Origin of the sequence: Pseudomonas sp. 3296 (genome assembly GCF_031456615.1) — a bacterium.
Classification (GTDB): Bacteria; Pseudomonadota; Gammaproteobacteria; order Pseudomonadales; family Pseudomonadaceae; genus Aquipseudomonas; species Aquipseudomonas mucoides.
The window spans coordinates 766,795-782,287 of record NZ_JAVDUY010000002.1 but is presented as its reverse complement, the minus strand read 5'-3'; the positions used below and the strand labels follow the sequence as shown (position 1 = coordinate 782,287).

Sequence of the window (15,493 nt, the reverse complement as noted above, 5' to 3'; positions counted from 1 at the left end):
TGGTGTTGGATCAAACCGCCGGCTGATCCAGCTCCAGGCTTAAGCCCAAACGGCGCGACATGCACGGCCAGCGTTTCCACGCGGCACCGGTATCCGGGCTGCTGAGTTTCTCGCGGTACGCTTCCACCGACTCCAATGCAAAGCTCTGGTCGTCGAGCATCTCGTCCAGGGCGTGATGCACCACTTCGTCCAGTTGGTTGGCAAACGCCTCACCGATCAATTGGTGGGCAATCAGGTTGGCAACCGTCATGTCCAAAGGGATCAATGGCTGGCCCAGATACTTGATGTACAGGTCGTTGACCTCTTCGACAAAACGGTGCGCCAGATAGGCTTCATCCAGCAGGCTGTCGAGCCCGACGTGACCGTTCATGATGTCCGGCGGCTGAAGGAAGTACTGTTCGGCAATGTTCAGCACCGGTTTGATCTGTGACTCGATACCGGCTTCCCTGGCCACTTCATTGGCTGCTTCCAGCAGATCAGGTACTTCGTCGATGTAGGCGACGACAAAACGTGTCAGCACGCCATTGGCGTCCGTCTCCGGCAATTGGATGGAAGGGTGCAGATGAGGCAGTTTGCTTTCCAGCTGACGTGTCAGCAGACCGGTGTCTTTCTCGTGTTTTTGGGCTTTTTGGATCTGCTCGCGCAATGCGGCGGTGTTCATGAAAACTCCAGGAAACAAAGGCAATGAAATAGGGAAGACATAACTTAGCTGCCTTATGAAAAATGCTAAGACGCATTTGTCATAATTGTTTCATCCTTGAGACGCCTCCGTTATATCGATTTGCCACCACTCGTCTGCATCCTTCTCCATTCGTGACCTTGAACGCAAGTCCCAGCTGTTTCAGATCATTTACGCCATCACATTGCGAGGTCGCAGTCGCTGTCTATACTCGGGTTGGAAATGGAGTTAGCTGATGACGCCCGACTGCACACGCAGCAAGGCCCGGCGATTCAAGTTCGTAGTCTGAAAAAGCCGCTCCCTTGCCGCAGGTGAAAGCCGGCGGGATAACAAGAACGATAAGGGGAACCCGCAATGATGCGACATCCACACGTCTGGATGGGCCTCCTGTTGTGGTCGATTTTCAGTCAGGCGCAAGCCGCCTGGACTGTGAATATGGCGCCGGGAGCGACTGAAATCAGTCACGCAGTATTTGACCTGCACATGACCATTTTCTGGATCTGTGTAGTGATCGGCATCATCGTCTTCGGCGCCATGTTCTGGTCGATGATGGTCCACCGCCGCTCGACCGGGCAGGTGGCCGCAAAATTTCATGAAAGCACCACCGTCGAAATTCTATGGACCATCGTGCCCTTCCTGATCCTGGTAGCCATGGCGGTTCCTGCGACGGCCACCCTGATCAAGATGTATGACGCCAGTGAGCCGGATATCGACATCCAGATCACCGGCTATCAGTGGAAGTGGCATTACAAGTACCTGGGCCAGGACGTTGAGTTTTTCAGCAACCTGACCACCCCCGCCGACCAGATCCACAACAAGGAAACCAAGGGCGAGCACTACTTGCTCGAGGTCGACAAGCCGCTGGTGTTGCCGATCGGCGCGAAGGTGCGCTTCCTGGTGACCTCCGCCGACGTCATCCACTCCTGGTGGGTCCCGGCCTTCGCGGTCAAGCGCGATGCGATCCCGGGGTTCGTCAACGAAGCCTGGACCCGTATCGACAAGCCCGGCATCTACCGTGGCCAATGCGCCGAGCTGTGCGGCAAGGACCACGGCTTCATGCCGATCGTGGTCGAGGTCAAGGAAAAGGCCGATTACGAAAAATGGCTCGCTGACCGCAAGGCTGAAGCCCTGCAACTCAAAGAGCTGACCAGCAAGGAATGGACCCTCGACGAGCTCAAGGAACGCGGCGACAAGATCTATCACACCACCTGCGTCGCCTGTCACCAGGCCGAAGGTCAGGGCCTGCCGCCGATGTTCCCGGCGCTCAAGGGCTCGAAAATCGCCACCGGACCGAAAGAGGGCCACCTGAGCCTGGTGTTCCACGGTAAACCCGGCACCGCCATGGCGGCGTTCGGCAAGCAGCTCTCGGAAGTCGATATCGCGGCGGTCGTGACCTACGAACGTAACGCCTGGGGCAACAACAAAGGCGACATGGTCACTCCTAAAGAAGTGTTGGAGCTGAAACAGGCGGAAAGCAAATGACCCGGTCTATTGCGCGTGTAAGGAACCGGTCGGGGCAGCGCGCCCCGGCCTGCCCAGCCCATCTGTTTGCAGGAGACAGGCCATGAGCGCTGTTATCGATGACCACGGTCACGCCGACCACGCCCACGGCCCCGCCAAAGGCCTGATGCGTTGGGTGCTGACCACCAACCACAAAGACATTGGCACGTTGTACCTGTGGTTTGCGTTCACCATGTTCCTGCTGGGCGGTTCGTTCGCGATGGTGATTCGCGCCGAGCTGTTCCAGCCGGGGCTGCAAATCGTCGAGCCGGCGTTCTTCAACCAGATGACCACCATGCACGGCCTGGTGATGGTCTTCGGTGCGGTGATGCCGGCCTTCGTCGGCCTCGCCAACTGGATGATCCCGTTGATGATCGGCGCGCCGGACATGGCCCTGCCACGGATGAACAACTTCAGCTTCTGGCTGCTGCCGGCGGCGTTCATCCTGTTGGTGTCGACCCTGTTCACCCCCGGTGGCGGTCCGAACTTCGGCTGGACGTTCTACGCCCCGCTGTCCACGACCTACGCACCGGAAAGCGTGACATTCTTCATCTTCGCCATCCACTTGATGGGGATCAGTTCGATCATGGGCGCCATCAACGTGATCGCGACCATCCTCAACCTGCGCGCCCCCGGCATGACGCTGATGAAAATGCCGCTGTTCGTCTGGACATGGCTGATCACCGCGTTCCTGCTGATTGCGGTGATGCCGGTACTGGCCGGGTGCGTGACGATGATGCTGATGGACATCCACTTCGGCACCAGTTTCTTCAGTGCCGCCGGCGGCGGTGACCCTGTGCTGTTCCAGCACGTGTTCTGGTTCTTCGGCCACCCCGAGGTGTACATCATGATCCTGCCGGCCTTCGGTGCCGTCAGTTCGATCATCCCGACCTTCTCGCGCAAACCGCTGTTCGGCTACACCTCGATGGTCTATGCGACGGCGAGCATCGCGTTCCTGTCGTTCATCGTCTGGGCGCACCACATGTTCGTGGTCGGCATTCCGCTGGTGGGCGAGTTGTTCTTCATGTACGCCACGCTGCTGATCGCCGTGCCGACCGGGGTGAAGGTGTTCAACTGGGCCAGCACCATGTGGCAAGGCTCGCTGACCTTCGAGACGCCGATGCTGTTTGCGGTGGCGTTCGTGATTCTGTTCTCCATTGGTGGATTCTCCGGGTTGATGCTGGCCATCGCCCCTGCGGACTTCCAGTACCAGGACACCTACTTCGTGGTCGCGCATTTCCACTACGTACTGGTGCCCGGGGCAATCTTCGGGATCTTCGCCTCAGCCTATTACTGGATGCCGAAGTGGACCGGCCACATGTACGACGAAACCCTCGGCAAGCTGCATTTCTGGCTCTCGTTCATCGGCATGAACATGGCGTTCTTCCCGATGCACTTCGTGGGGCTGGCGGGCATGCCGCGGCGGATTCCGGACTACAACCTGCAATTTGCCGACTTCAACATGGTCTCCTCGATTGGCGCGTTCATGTTCGGTGCGACGCAGATCTTCTTCCTGTTCATCGTGATCAAGACCATTCGCGGCGGCCCGCCAGCACCGGCCAAACCGTGGGATGGCGCGGAAGGCCTGGAGTGGAGCATTCCGTCACCGGCGCCGTATCACACCTTCACCACGCCGCCGGAAGTGAAATGAACGCCCTGCCCCTTGTAGGCGTGAGCCTGCTCGCGATTCAGGCGACGCGGTGTGCCAGATACGCCGCTATCGCGAGCCAGCTCGCTCCCACAGGGTTCGGTGTTGAGGGCTTACACCATGGCTGACTCGATTTCGATGAAAAAACTGGTCACCCGCCTGTTGCTGGTGGTGGTGGCGATGTTTGTCTTCGGGTTTGCCCTGGTGCCGATCTACGACGTGATGTGCAAGGCGTTCGGCATTAACGGCAAGACGGCCGGGCAGTACGAGGGTGAGCAAACGGTCGACACGTCGCGGCAAGTGCGCGTGCAGTTCCTGTCGACCAACACCGCTGACATGCCCTGGGATTTCTATCCAAAGAGTGAAGAGTTGACGGCCCATCCGGGGGCGGTGAACGAGATGATTTTCATCGCGCACAACCCGACCGACAAGCCGATGAGCGCCCAGGCCGTGCCGAGCATCGCGCCCAGCACCGCGGCGGCGTACTTCCACAAGACCGAATGTTTTTGTTTTACCCAGCAAGTGCTGCAGCCCGGTCAACGGATCGAGATGCCGGTACGTTTCATCGTTGACCGTGACATGCCCAAGGATGTGAAGCACCTGACGCTGTCTTACACGCTGTTCGATATCACCGCACGCCATCCACCCGTGGCGGTTGCCGCCAGTACCGGTGGCTAGGCGCTAATGCGTGCCCGATAAGGAGAACAATAAATGGCAACTCATGAACACTATTACGTACCGGCCCAGAGCAAATGGCCGATCATCGCCACGCTCGGCATGCTCACCACCGTGTTCGGCCTGGCCACCTGGTTCAACGATCTGAAAGCCGCACGGCCGGAATCCCACGGCCCGCTGATCTTTTTCGTCGGCGGCCTGTTGCTGGCGTACATGCTGTTCGGCTGGTTCGGCACGGTGATCAAGGAGAGTCGCGGCGGCTTGTACAGCGCGCAGATGGACCGTTCCTTCCGCTGGGGCATGAGCTGGTTCATCTTCTCGGAAGTGATGTTCTTCATCGCCTTCTTCGGTGCGCTGTTCTATGTACGGCACATCTCAGGTCCTGCACTCGGGGGCGAAGGCCCGAAAGGCATCGCCCACATGCTCTGGCCGAACTTCCAGTTCACCTGGCCGCTGCTGCACACCCCGGACCCGAAACTCTTTCCGCCGCCCAAGGAAGTCATCAGCCCGTGGGGCTTGCCGCTGCTCAACACCATTTTGCTGGTGAGCTCCAGCGTGACCGTGACCATCGCCCACCACGCGCTGAAGAAAGGTCATCGCGGCGCGCTGAAAATCTGGCTGGCGATCACCGTATTGCTGGGCTGCGGTTTCCTCGGTTTCCAGGCTGAAGAGTACATGCATGCCTACCACGAGCTGGGCCTGACCCTGGGTTCGGGCATCTACGGCGCAACGTTCTTCATGCTCACCGGTTTCCACGGCGCCCACGTGACCATCGGCACGATCATCCTGTTCGTGATGCTGATGCGGATCATGCGCGGGCACTTCGATGCAGATCACCAGTTCGGTTTCGAGGCGGCAAGCTGGTATTGGCACTTCGTGGACGTGGTGTGGATCGGGTTGTTCGTTTTCGTCTACGTGCTCTGAGCCATTACCAAGGCGCCGTAGAGACCAACTGGCCGCTGTAGAAACCCCAGGCGATCAAGCCGACGGTGGTGGCGGCCAGGGCAACACGAACACTCAAGGCAATGACGAGGCGGTTTGAGCTGCTGTCGTCCTTGACCAGAAAAAACAGGCCGCTGAACAGGCTGACAACCGTGGCAATCAGCATCAGGACGATGGCTGCTTTGAGCATGGTGAGACTCCGGGGGAAAGGCGATGCACTTGAGTATAGCTATCGCGACTCACGACTTTTTGGCCACGCCATGAAGCGCTTCCGGCCGGGCATCGTGCCGACCCTGGTGGTCGCCCTGTTGCTGCCGCTGCTGGTGTCGCTCGGGTTCTGGCAACTGAGCCGGGGCGCGGAGAAAAGCGCGCTGCTGCAAAGCTATGCCGAGCGCCGCGCCGCCGAACCAATGGCCAGCACCGAACTGCAACACACCGAAGACCCGGCCTTCCGCCGCGTTCATCTGCATGGCCAATTCGATGCCGCGCACAGCCTGTTGCTGGACAACCGTCAGCGCGACGGCAAGGTCGGCGTCGAGCTGCTGCAACCGTTTCAGGATCAGGCGACCGGGCTCTGGTTGCTGGTCAATCGCGGCTGGTTGCCTTGGCCGGACCGGCGCACACCGCCGCACTTCACCACGCCCAAAGAGTCCTTGAGTCTCGATGCCTGGATCTACGTTTCCCCCGGCGCGACCTTTCAGCTGCACGCCGATCCGAGCGCCACCACCTGGCCTGAATTAGTCACCGCCGTCGAGCCGCCGAAGCTCTGGACGGCGCTAGGCCGTGAAGGGTTTGCCTACGAATTACGCGCAGAAACGGGTCCCGCGACGTACCAGGCCGATTGGCCTGTTGTCGCCATGGGCCCGGAAAAACACATCGCTTATGCCGTGCAGTGGTTCGCCATGTCGCTTGCCCTGTTCGGCCTCTATCTCTACCTCGGTTGGCACAACGCAAAGGAGAAACACCATGGGAGCGGCCATGAATCCACCCAGCATGTCTGAAGCGAAAACGCCGGCGAGTCGACGCAAGGGTCGCTTGCAGCTGTTGCTGATTCTGCTCGGGGTGATCGGTCCGATGATCCTCGCCACCGGCATGTACAAATTGCAGTTCTGGGTGCCGGACGGGCGCAGCTATCACGGCGAATTGATCGGCAACGGTCAGACCCGCGCCGACCTCGGTGTGCAGGCCCAGGAGGATCGCTGGCAGATGCTGGTGACTGCGCCGAAGGATTGCTCGGTGGACTGCCAGCAACTGGTGTACCTGGCGCGGCAGATCCAGATCGGCCTTGGCCGCGATGCGTCCCGCGCCAGCCATGCACTGGCCGCCGCGCAACCGCTGACGGCGGATTACGACGCCAAGCTGATCCGCGAATACCCGCAACTGCAACGCTACCCGATGGACCTGACGACCTTCAGCAAGACGACTGGCGACAAAACAGTCCCGCAGCTGTGGATCATCGACCCGCACGGCAATCTGGTGCTGCGTTATGACCCGACGGTGAAGGGTAAGGACCTGCTCAACGACCTGCGTCATCTGCTGAAACTGTCGAACATCGGATAAGGGCATCGTCATGGCCAAACCTGGATTTCGCCTCGCGCTGTTTGCCACCCTGCTGGCACTGATTGTGGTGCTGCTCGGCGCCTACACTCGCCTGACCCACGCCGGCCTCGGCTGCCCGGACTGGCCGGGTTGCTACGGTTTTATCAGCGTGCCGAAAAGCGAAGCCCAGCTGGCCCATGCCGAACTGCATTTTCCCGATACACCGGTGGTGGCCCACAAGGGCTGGAACGAGATGATCCACCGTTACTTTGCCGGCACGCTGGGGATGCTGATCGCGGTGTTGGCCGGTCGCGCCTGGGTGCATCGTCGTCATCCGGGGCAACCGCTGAAGTTGCCGCTGTTTCTGCTGGCCGTGGTGTTCGCCCAAGCCGCGTTCGGCATGTGGACGGTGACGCTCAAGCTCTGGCCACAGGTGGTGACCGGGCATTTGCTCGGCGGCTTTGCCACGCTGAGTCTGCTGTTTTTACTGACGTTGAGGTTGTCCGGCGTGCTGCCGGCGCTGACCGTGCCTCGTCGTTTGCAGTATTGGGCGACGGCCGGGTTACTGCTGGTGATCCTGCAAATCGCCCTCGGCGGCTGGGTCAGCTCCAACTATGCCGCCGTGGCCTGCATCGATTTCCCGACCTGCCATGGGCAGTGGATTCCACCGGCCGATTTCGCCAATGGCTTCCATCTGACTCAGCACATCGGCCCGAATTATCTCGGCGGGCAACTCGACAGCGACGCGCGCACGGCGATTCATCTGACGCACCGCATCGGCGCGCTGTTGGTCACACTCGTGCTGCTCGGACTCGCCTGGCAGCTGAAAGTCGTCGGCATGACACGCCTCGCGGGGCTGGTGCTGATTGCACTCGCCACACAAGTCACCCTCGGTATCAGCAACGTGCTGTTCCACCTGCCGCTGCCCGTGGCCGTCGCCCACAATGCTGGCGGCGCGGCCCTGTTGCTGACGATGGTGCTGGTCAATTATCACGCGCGAACCCGTCTGGTTCGGGTCAAGCAGCAATCCCCCGCGCGCTGGCGGTTCAGCCCGCGTAAGCACTCGGCCGGGCCCATAACAATAAAAGGAGAGATGCCATGGCGACTCTGATCGGCGAACGTCACAGTCAGGCAATCTGGCGCGACTATCTGGAGCTGACCAAGCCGAAAGTGGTGGTGCTGATGCTCATCACCTCGCTGGTCGGCATGTTCCTCGCGACCCGCGCCGGGGTGCCATGGACGGTGCTGGTATTCGGCAACCTGGGGATCGCCCTGTGTGCCGGTGGTGCGGCGGCGGTCAACCATGTGGTGGACCGGCGCATCGACGCGGTGATGGCCCGCACGCACAAACGTCCGTTGGCCGAAGGCCGGGTGTCACCGGCGGCGGCGCTGACATTTGCCTTGGTATTGGCCGTGCTGGGCCAAGCCGTGCTGCTCGCGTTCACCAATGCGCTGACGGCGTGGCTGACCCTGGCTTCGCTGTTGGGCTATGCGGTGGTCTACACCGGTTTCCTGAAACGCGCGACACCGCAGAACATCGTCATCGGCGGCCTGGCCGGTGCTGCCCCGCCACTGCTCGGCTGGACCGCTGCGACCGGTCACGTCAGCGCCGAACCCCTGCTGCTGGTGCTGATCATCTTCGCCTGGACTCCGCCACACTTCTGGGCCCTGGCGATCCACCGCAAAGAGGAATACGCCAAGGCCGACATTCCAATGCTGCCGGTCACTCATGGTGAGCACTACACCAAGGTTCATATCCTGCTTTACACCTTCGCGTTGTTGGCCGTCAGCCTGATGCCCTACGTGATTCACATGAGCGGCATGCTCTACCTGATTTGCGCGCTGGGGCTGGGCGCGAGGTTTCTGCAATGGGCCGTGGTGCTGTACCGTGGCACTCGGCCGCACGCGGCGATCAACACGTTCAAGTACTCTATTTACTACTTGTTCCTGCTGTTTATCGCGCTGCTCGTAGACCACTACTTACTGTTGAACCTATGACTCGAACCCAGAAAACCGTCTTCATTCTCGTCGCCCTGATCGCACTGGTCCTGGGCCTGACCATCAATAAAGTGCTGTCCGGCAAAGGCCAGGGCGACCCGACGGCGCTGATCGATGCGGGCATCATCCTGCTGCCGCAAAGCCGCAACCTGCCGGACGTGAAAATGACCGATCAGGACGGCAACCCGGTGACGGTCAATCAGCTGAAAGACAAGTGGAGTCTGCTGTTCTTCGGCTACACCTTCTGTCCGGACATCTGCCCGACCACCCTCGCCCAGCTGCGTCAGATCAAGAGCGAGTTGCCACCGGAAGCGGCGGCCAAGATGCAGGTCATCCTGGTCAGCGTTGACCCGAACCGCGATACCCCGGCTCAGCTCAAGCAGTACTTGGGCTACTTCGATCCGCAGTTCAAAGGCCTGACCGCCTCGTCGGTGGATGACATTCAGAAGCTGGCCAATGCAGTGAGCATTCCGTTTATTCCAGCGGACACCAGCAAGCCCAATTACACGGTGGATCACAGCGGCAATCTGGCGGTGATCGGGCCGGACGGGACGCAGCGCGGGTTTATTCGGGCACCGTTGAACAATGTGAAATTGGTGGCGCAGTTGCCGGTGATGCTTAACCGCAAATAAGCAACATACAAGGGTGGTGTTTCAGGCATAAAAAAGGGCGCAACGAATGCGCCCCGATCGTTCCCACGCTCTGCGTGGTAATGCAGCCAGGGACGCTCCGCGTCCCCCTCAATTTCAGAACGCCGGCAATACCGCGCCTTTGTACTTCTCAAGAATGAAGGCTTTGACGTCCGGGCTGTGCAGCGCCGCAACCAGTTTCTTCATCGCCTCGCTGTCCTTGTCGTCCGGACGGGCGACCAGGATGTTCACGTACGGCGAGTCGCTGCCCTCGATGACCAGTGCGTCCTTGGACGGATCGAGCTTGGCTTCCAGCGCATAGTTGGTGTTGATCAGCGCCAGGTCGACCTGGGTCAGCACACGCGGGATGGTCGCAGCTTCCAGTTCACGGAATTTCAGGTCCTTGGAGTTCTCGGTGATGTCCTTCACGGTCGACAGGATATTGTTCGGCTCCTTCAACTTGATCAGGCCAGCCTTCGCCAGCAGCAACAGCGCACGGCCGCCGTTGGTGGCGTCGTTCGGAATCACCACGTTGGCGCCGCCCGGCAATTCGGTCAGTGCCTTGTACTTGCTGGAATAAGCGCCCAGCGGCTCAATGTGAACACCGGCAACGGCGATCAGGTTGGTGCCTTTGGCCTTGTTGAACTCATCGAGGTACGGCTGGTGCTGGAAGAAGTTGGCGTCCAGACGTTTTTCCGCCACCTGCACGTTCGGCTGAATGTAGTCGGTGAAGACTTTGACCTTCAGCTCCACGCCTTCTTTGGCCAGGACCGGTTTCACGAATTCGAGGATTTCTGCGTGCGGAACCGGGGTCGCCGCGACCGTCAGGGTGTCGGCATGGGCGGAAAAGGCTGCAACGGCAGCGAACGCGACGAGTAGTTTCTTCATTCAGCTAACTCCATTTGAGGCACCCGTTTGGCGCCTGCCAGCGAATGGCCGGCTCATGACTTATTTACGAGAACTGTTTATTTTCTGGAAAAATGCACAACCAATTTGTCGCCAAGGGTTTGCAGCACCTGGACCAGCACCAGCAGCAACACCACCGTCACCACCATGACGTCGGTCTGGAAACGCTGGTAGCCGAAGCGGATCGCCAGGTCACCCAGACCACCAGCGCCGACCACACCGGCCATGGCCGTGTAGGACACCAGTGTAATCGCCGTCACCGTAATCGCCGCGAAGATGCCCGGACGGGCTTCTGGCAACAAGGCATTGGTGATGATCTGACGCGTCGTCGCGCCCATCGCCTGGGTCGCTTCGATGATGCCGCGATCCACTTCACGCAGCGCGGTTTCCACCAAGCGGGCGAAGAACGGCGTAGCGCCTACCACCAGCGGCGGGATCGCGCCGGCGACACCCAGCGATGTACCGGTGATCAACACGGTGAACGGAATCATCACGATCAGCAGAATGATGAAGGGCAGCGAACGCAGGATGTTCACCACCAGCGACAGCATTGCGTAGACGCCTTTGGCTTCCAGCAACTGACGCGGGCTGCACAGGAACAGCAGCACGCCCAGCGGCAAGCCGAGCAACACGGTGAACAACAACGAACCACCGAGCATCAGCAAGGTATCGCCGGTGGCCTGCCAGATTTCGAACCAGTCGATATTGGCAAAGAAAGCAGTCAGGGCTTCCATTAGCGCAGCACCTCCATGTGGACGTCAGCCGCGGTGAAACGGGCAAATGCCGCGTCCATGTCGCCACCGGTGACGGCCAGGGTAAGTTGCCCGTAAGGGACGTCTTTGATGCGGTCGATACGACCGGCCAGGATGCTGTAGTCCACACCGGTTTCCCGGGCGACGGTACCCAGCAACGGTGCGTAGGTCGCTTCGCCCTGGAAGGTCAGACGCACGATGCGGCCCGGCACGTGAGCAAAGTCATCGCGCTGCTCGCTTTCGTCGATCTGCTCGTCTTCCTGCACAAAGCGCTTGGTGGTCGGGTGCTTGGGATGCAGGAACACCTCGGCCACCGAACCTTGCTCGACGATTACACCGGCGTCCATCACCGCGACCTGGTCGCAAACGCGGCGGATCACGTCCATCTCGTGGGTGATCAGGACGATGGTCAGCTTCAGCTCGCGGTTGATCTCAGCCAGCAATTGCAGGACCGACGCCGTGGTCTGCGGGTCCAGGGCGCTGGTGGCTTCGTCGCACAGCAGGATTTTCGGCTTGGTCGCCAGGGCGCGGGCAATGCCGACGCGCTGCTTCTGGCCACCGGACAACTGCGCCGGGTACTTCCTGGCGTGGTCGGACAAACCCACCCGCGCCAGCAACTCGGCCACGCGCAGGTCGATCTCGCTGCGCGACAGCTCGCCGGCCAGGGTCAACGGCAACGCGACGTTGTCAGCCACGGTCTTGGACGCCAGCAGGTTGAAGTGCTGGAAGATCATCCCGACTTGCTGACGGAAGCGCCGCAGGCTATTGGCGTCCAGCGCGGTGACTTCTTCGCCGTCGACGAAGATCTTGCCGCCACTGGAATTCTCCAGGCGATTGATCAGACGCAGCAGGGTACTTTTTCCCGCGCCGGAATGGCCGATCAGGCCGAAGACCTGACCGTTCTCAATCGTCAGACTGGTCGGATGCAGGGCGGGAATATCCTTACCGGCGACGCGGTAGGTTTTATGGACGTTTTGAAACTCGATCACGTAGCGAACCTTGTGGGGCGCGTTAGAAAAGGATCAGCGGTTAGCCGGGCGCGCATTTTAGCCTGTCCGTATAGAGGTTATTAGCATTTATTCCGCATTCAACCTTCGATTTGGCAATAACGCGATCAAAGGTCATAAAAAAGGAACGGCTAAAAACGGCATCAGTCACTAATAAGGCAACTCGAAAACGCCCCCGGTGCCGTGCCTGGGGAATGCACAAGAATCCTGGCTACGGCGGGAATCGCAACGAGGAGTTTAGACCGATGAGTAATAAGAAGCCTGCCCCCGGCAAAAGCGCATTGGCCGGTACCGACACCCTGGACCGCGGCAACACCAATACCAAGCTCGACAGCCTGGAGAAATTTCGCTCCGACGCCACCGAACAGGCCCTGCGCACCAATCAGGGCGTAAAGGTTTCGGACAATCAGAACACCCTGAAAGTCGGCGCCCGCGGGCCTTCTCTGCTGGAAGACTTCATCATGCGTGAGAAAATCACGCACTTTGACCATGAGCGCATCCCGGAACGCATCGTCCATGCCCGCGGCACCGGCGCGCACGGCTACTTCCAGACGTACGAAAACCACTCCGTGCTGACCAAGGCCGGTTTCCTGCAGGATCCGGGAAAAAAAACGCCCGTGTTCACGCGTTTTTCCACGGTGCAAGGTCCACGCGGGTCAGGCGATACCGTGCGGGACGTACGAGGTTTCGCCGTTAAGTTCTTCACCGACGAAGGCAACTTCGATCTGGTGGGCAACAACATGCCGGTGTTCTTCATTCAGGACGCCATCAAGTTTCCGGACTTCGTGCATGCTGTCAAACCGGAGCCACATAACGAGATTCCTACCGGCGGCTCGGCTCACGACACGTTCTGGGACTTTGTCTCTTTGGTACCGGAATCGGCGCACATGGTGATCTGGGCCATGTCCGACCGGGCGATCCCGAAAAGCCTGCGCAGCATGCAGGGCTTCGGTGTGCATACGTTTCGGCTGATCAACGCCGAAGGCAAATCGCGCTTCGTCAAATTCCACTGGCGCCCCACTGCCGGCACGTGTTCGCTGGTGTGGGATGAGGCGCAGAAGCTGGCCGGCAAAGACACCGACTTCCACCGTCGCGATCTCTGGGAAGCCATCGAGATGAGCGACTACCCGGAGTGGGAACTGGGCGTACAGATCATCGAAGAGGAAAATGAGCACGATTTCGACTTCGACATTCTCGACCCCACCAAGCTGATTCCCGAAGAAACCGTCCCCATCACCCCGCTGGGCAAAATGGTGCTCAACCGCAACCCGGACAACTTCTTCGCCGAAACCGAGCAGGTCGCGTTCTGCCCGGGCCATATCGTGCCGGGGATCGATTTCTCCAACGATCCGTTGCTGCAAGGTCGGCTGTTTTCCTACACCGATACGCAGATCAGCCGACTCGGCGGGCCGAACTTTCATGAAATCCCGATCAACCGGCCGGTAGCACCGTTTCATAACGGTCAGCGCGATGCGATGCACCGTACCACCATCGACAAGGGGCGTGCATCCTACGAGCCGAATTCCATTGACGGCGGCTGGCCGAAAGAAACACCGCCCGCCGTACAGGATGGCGGTTTCGAGAGTTATCCGGAGCGCATCGACGCCAACAAGATCCGGCAGCGCAGCGAATCGTTCAGCGACCACTTCTCCCAGGCACGGCTGTTCTTCCACAGCATGAGCAAGCACGAGCAGGAACACATCATCTCGGCGTACAGCTTCGAACTCGGCAAAGTTGAGCGTGAGGCCATTCGCGCGCGCGAGGTGAACGAGATCCTGGCCAATATCGATCTGGAACTGGCCAAACGCGTGGCCGCCAACCTTGGCTTGCCAGCGCCGAAAGCCGGGACGGTGGAGGTGCCCAAAATATCCCTGGAGCGCTCACCGGCCCTGAGCCAGGCGAATTTGCTGCCGGAGAATATCAAAACCCGCAAAGTGGCGATTCTTGCAGCCAACGGTGTCGATGGTGTAGCGATTGATGCGATGAAGAAGGCGCTGCAGGCCGAAGGCGCGCACGCCAAATTGCTGGGGCCGACCTCCGCACCGGTAAAAACCGCCGATGGCAAAATGTTGCCGGTGGATGCTTCGATGGAAGGTTTGCCTTCGGTGGCGTTTGATGCGGTGTTTGTGCCGGGTGGCGCGGCGTCGATCAAGGCGTTGAGCGGTGATGGCGTGGCGTTGCATTACCTGCTGGAGGCGTACAAGCACTTGAAAGCAATTGCGCTGCATGGCGAAGCGAAGCAATTGCTGGATGTGTTGAAACTGCCGGTTGATGCGGGGTTGATCGTTGGGGCGGATGCGAAGTTGATCAAGCCGTTTTTTGCGGCGATCGGGCAGCATCGGGTTTGGGATCGGGAGGCTAAGGCCAAGGCGATTCCGGCTTGAGGATTTGTATCAGTAGTCAGGGACGCTATCGCGAGCAGGCTCACTCCTACAGGGTTTTGTGACTCATGTAGGAGTGAGCCTGCTCGCGATGTTTTTAGGGTTTACGCGGACTTAGGACCATCTGCGCCGGAAGGTTGCGCAGGATCTGCTTTTCGAGCTTCAGATCGAAATCCGGGTCGAGTTTCTTCACCCGCTTGGTCAGCAACGTTGCCAGCCAAGGGTAATCGTCGGTGCGTGGCGCCTGAATGCTCACGTCGCACTGATAATTCACTACATCAGCGGCGATGGCGTCCAGTTGACGGCGAAGTTTCCCCATATCGTTGAGATTCAACGCGACCGTGGTGCTTTCAGCGGTTGGATCAATCACCTTCGCCTGGGGTTTGGCTTCGGCGGCTTTCAGATCGGCTTCCGCTTTATCCAGCTCGGCTTTGCGGGCCGTGACGATGGAGTTATTGACCCCACCGGTCAACGCCGGCGCTTTGGGCATCAGGACCCGGGCGCGGCTCAACGCGGTGGCGGCGGCGTTCACATCACCTTTTTGCAGCACGATCTGGCTACGGCGCAGGTAGGCCTCGGCCAGTTGCCGTTGGTACTGCTCAAGGGACTGATCGTTGGGGGACTGGGCCTGCAAGGCGGCCAGTTGATCTTCAGCGGTGGCCAACTCGTTGCTGGCGAGGCTTTGTTCCAGCTGTGCGATGGCCGTAGCTCGCGCATCCGTGGCTTCGGTGGCCGCCGGTGGCGTGCTTTGGCAGGCGCCCAGCAGCAAGGAAAATGCGACAAGGAGCAGATAACGTGAGGCGAACAGCTTCATTCCTGCGACTCTCTATTTGCGCA

16 protein-coding genes are annotated in these 15,493 nt (G+C 59.9%); 10 read left to right on the top strand and 6 right to left on the bottom strand.

Annotated elements, in window-relative coordinates:
• Positions 1-10: 10 nt before the first annotated feature.
• Positions 11-661: a hypothetical protein gene (locus J2X66_RS08040; protein WP_310263003.1), complete on the bottom strand. Its 651-nt coding sequence runs from the start codon at positions 659-661 to the stop codon at positions 11-13.
• Between the two features lie 372 nt (positions 662-1,033).
• Here J2X66_RS08040 and coxB point away from each other — a divergent pair, with 372 nt between their 5' ends.
• The 4 genes from coxB (at position 1,034) to J2X66_RS08020 (ending at position 5,426) form a co-directional block, all read left to right on the top strand.
• Positions 1,034-2,161 (top strand): cytochrome c oxidase subunit II, encoded by a 1,128-nt coding sequence (gene coxB, locus J2X66_RS08035; RefSeq protein ID WP_027926129.1) that lies wholly within the window; start codon positions 1,034-1,036, stop codon positions 2,159-2,161.
• Between the two features lie 82 nt (positions 2,162-2,243).
• Positions 2,244-3,830, top strand: coding sequence for a cytochrome c oxidase subunit I (gene ctaD, locus J2X66_RS08030; RefSeq protein ID WP_027926130.1), 1,587 nt, complete (start codon positions 2,244-2,246; stop codon positions 3,828-3,830).
• A gap of 117 nt (positions 3,831-3,947) precedes the next feature.
• The gene (locus tag J2X66_RS08025; protein ID WP_027926131.1) at positions 3,948-4,505 is read left to right on the top strand and encodes a cytochrome c oxidase assembly protein; all 558 of its coding nucleotides are present in this window, start codon (positions 3,948-3,950) and stop codon (positions 4,503-4,505) included.
• 33 nt (positions 4,506-4,538) lie between these two features.
• Positions 4,539-5,426 (top strand): cytochrome c oxidase subunit 3, encoded by an 888-nt coding sequence (locus tag J2X66_RS08020; protein ID WP_310263000.1) that lies wholly within the window; start codon positions 4,539-4,541, stop codon positions 5,424-5,426.
• 4 nt (positions 5,427-5,430) lie between these two features.
• On the opposite strand, the gene J2X66_RS08015 is transcribed toward J2X66_RS08020, so the two are convergent.
• Positions 5,431-5,634, bottom strand: a complete 204-nt coding sequence (locus tag J2X66_RS08015; RefSeq protein WP_027926133.1) for a twin transmembrane helix small protein — start codon at positions 5,632-5,634, stop codon at positions 5,431-5,433.
• Between the two features lie 70 nt (positions 5,635-5,704).
• On the opposite strand from J2X66_RS08015, the gene J2X66_RS08010 reads away from it, so the two are divergent.
• The 5 genes from J2X66_RS08010 to J2X66_RS07990 are packed head-to-tail and all read left to right on the top strand — an operon-like array spanning position 5,705 to position 9,613.
• Entirely contained in the window at positions 5,705-6,445 is a 741-nt protein-coding gene (locus J2X66_RS08010; RefSeq protein ID WP_310262997.1) for an SURF1 family protein, read from the top strand.
• Positions 6,411-7,004, top strand: a complete 594-nt coding sequence (locus tag J2X66_RS08005; RefSeq protein ID WP_310262994.1) for a hypothetical protein — start codon at positions 6,411-6,413, stop codon at positions 7,002-7,004. The genes J2X66_RS08010 and J2X66_RS08005 overlap by 35 nt, the downstream gene beginning before the upstream one ends.
• Before the next feature lie 10 nt (positions 7,005-7,014).
• Complete coding sequence (locus J2X66_RS08000) at positions 7,015-8,094, top strand: COX15/CtaA family protein (protein WP_310262992.1); 1,080 nt, start codon at positions 7,015-7,017, stop codon at positions 8,092-8,094.
• Positions 8,082-8,981, top strand: a complete 900-nt coding sequence (gene cyoE, locus J2X66_RS07995) for a heme o synthase (protein ID WP_059181881.1) — start codon at positions 8,082-8,084, stop codon at positions 8,979-8,981. Before J2X66_RS08000 ends, cyoE begins: the two co-directional genes overlap by 13 nt.
• On the top strand, positions 8,978-9,613 hold the full coding sequence (locus J2X66_RS07990) for an SCO family protein (RefSeq protein ID WP_310262989.1): 636 nt from the start codon (positions 8,978-8,980) through the stop codon (positions 9,611-9,613). The genes cyoE and J2X66_RS07990 overlap by 4 nt, the downstream gene beginning before the upstream one ends.
• 114 nt (positions 9,614-9,727) lie before the next feature.
• On the opposite strand, the gene J2X66_RS07985 is transcribed toward J2X66_RS07990, so the two are convergent.
• From J2X66_RS07985 to J2X66_RS07975, 3 genes are all read right to left on the bottom strand, one after another.
• A complete protein-coding gene (locus J2X66_RS07985; RefSeq protein WP_310262987.1) occupies positions 9,728-10,498 on the bottom strand; it encodes a MetQ/NlpA family ABC transporter substrate-binding protein in 771 nt (256 codons plus the stop codon).
• Between the two features lie 77 nt (positions 10,499-10,575).
• A complete protein-coding gene (locus J2X66_RS07980; protein WP_310262984.1) occupies positions 10,576-11,250 on the bottom strand; it encodes a methionine ABC transporter permease in 675 nt (224 codons plus the stop codon).
• Complete coding sequence (locus tag J2X66_RS07975) at positions 11,250-12,257, bottom strand: methionine ABC transporter ATP-binding protein (protein WP_123433290.1); 1,008 nt, start codon at positions 12,255-12,257, stop codon at positions 11,250-11,252. The genes J2X66_RS07980 and J2X66_RS07975 overlap by 1 nt, the downstream gene beginning before the upstream one ends.
• 212 nt (positions 12,258-12,469) lie before the next feature.
• Here J2X66_RS07975 and katE point away from each other — a divergent pair, with 212 nt between their 5' ends.
• Positions 12,470-14,659 (top strand): catalase HPII, encoded by a 2,190-nt coding sequence (gene katE, locus J2X66_RS07970; RefSeq protein WP_310262982.1) that lies wholly within the window; start codon positions 12,470-12,472, stop codon positions 14,657-14,659.
• A 94-nt stretch (positions 14,660-14,753) separates the two neighbouring features.
• Here katE and J2X66_RS07965 read toward each other — a convergent pair whose 3' ends face one another.
• A complete protein-coding gene (locus tag J2X66_RS07965; protein ID WP_310262981.1) occupies positions 14,754-15,470 on the bottom strand; it encodes a PA5502 family lipoprotein in 717 nt (238 codons plus the stop codon).
• Positions 15,471-15,493: the final 23 nt, after the last annotated feature.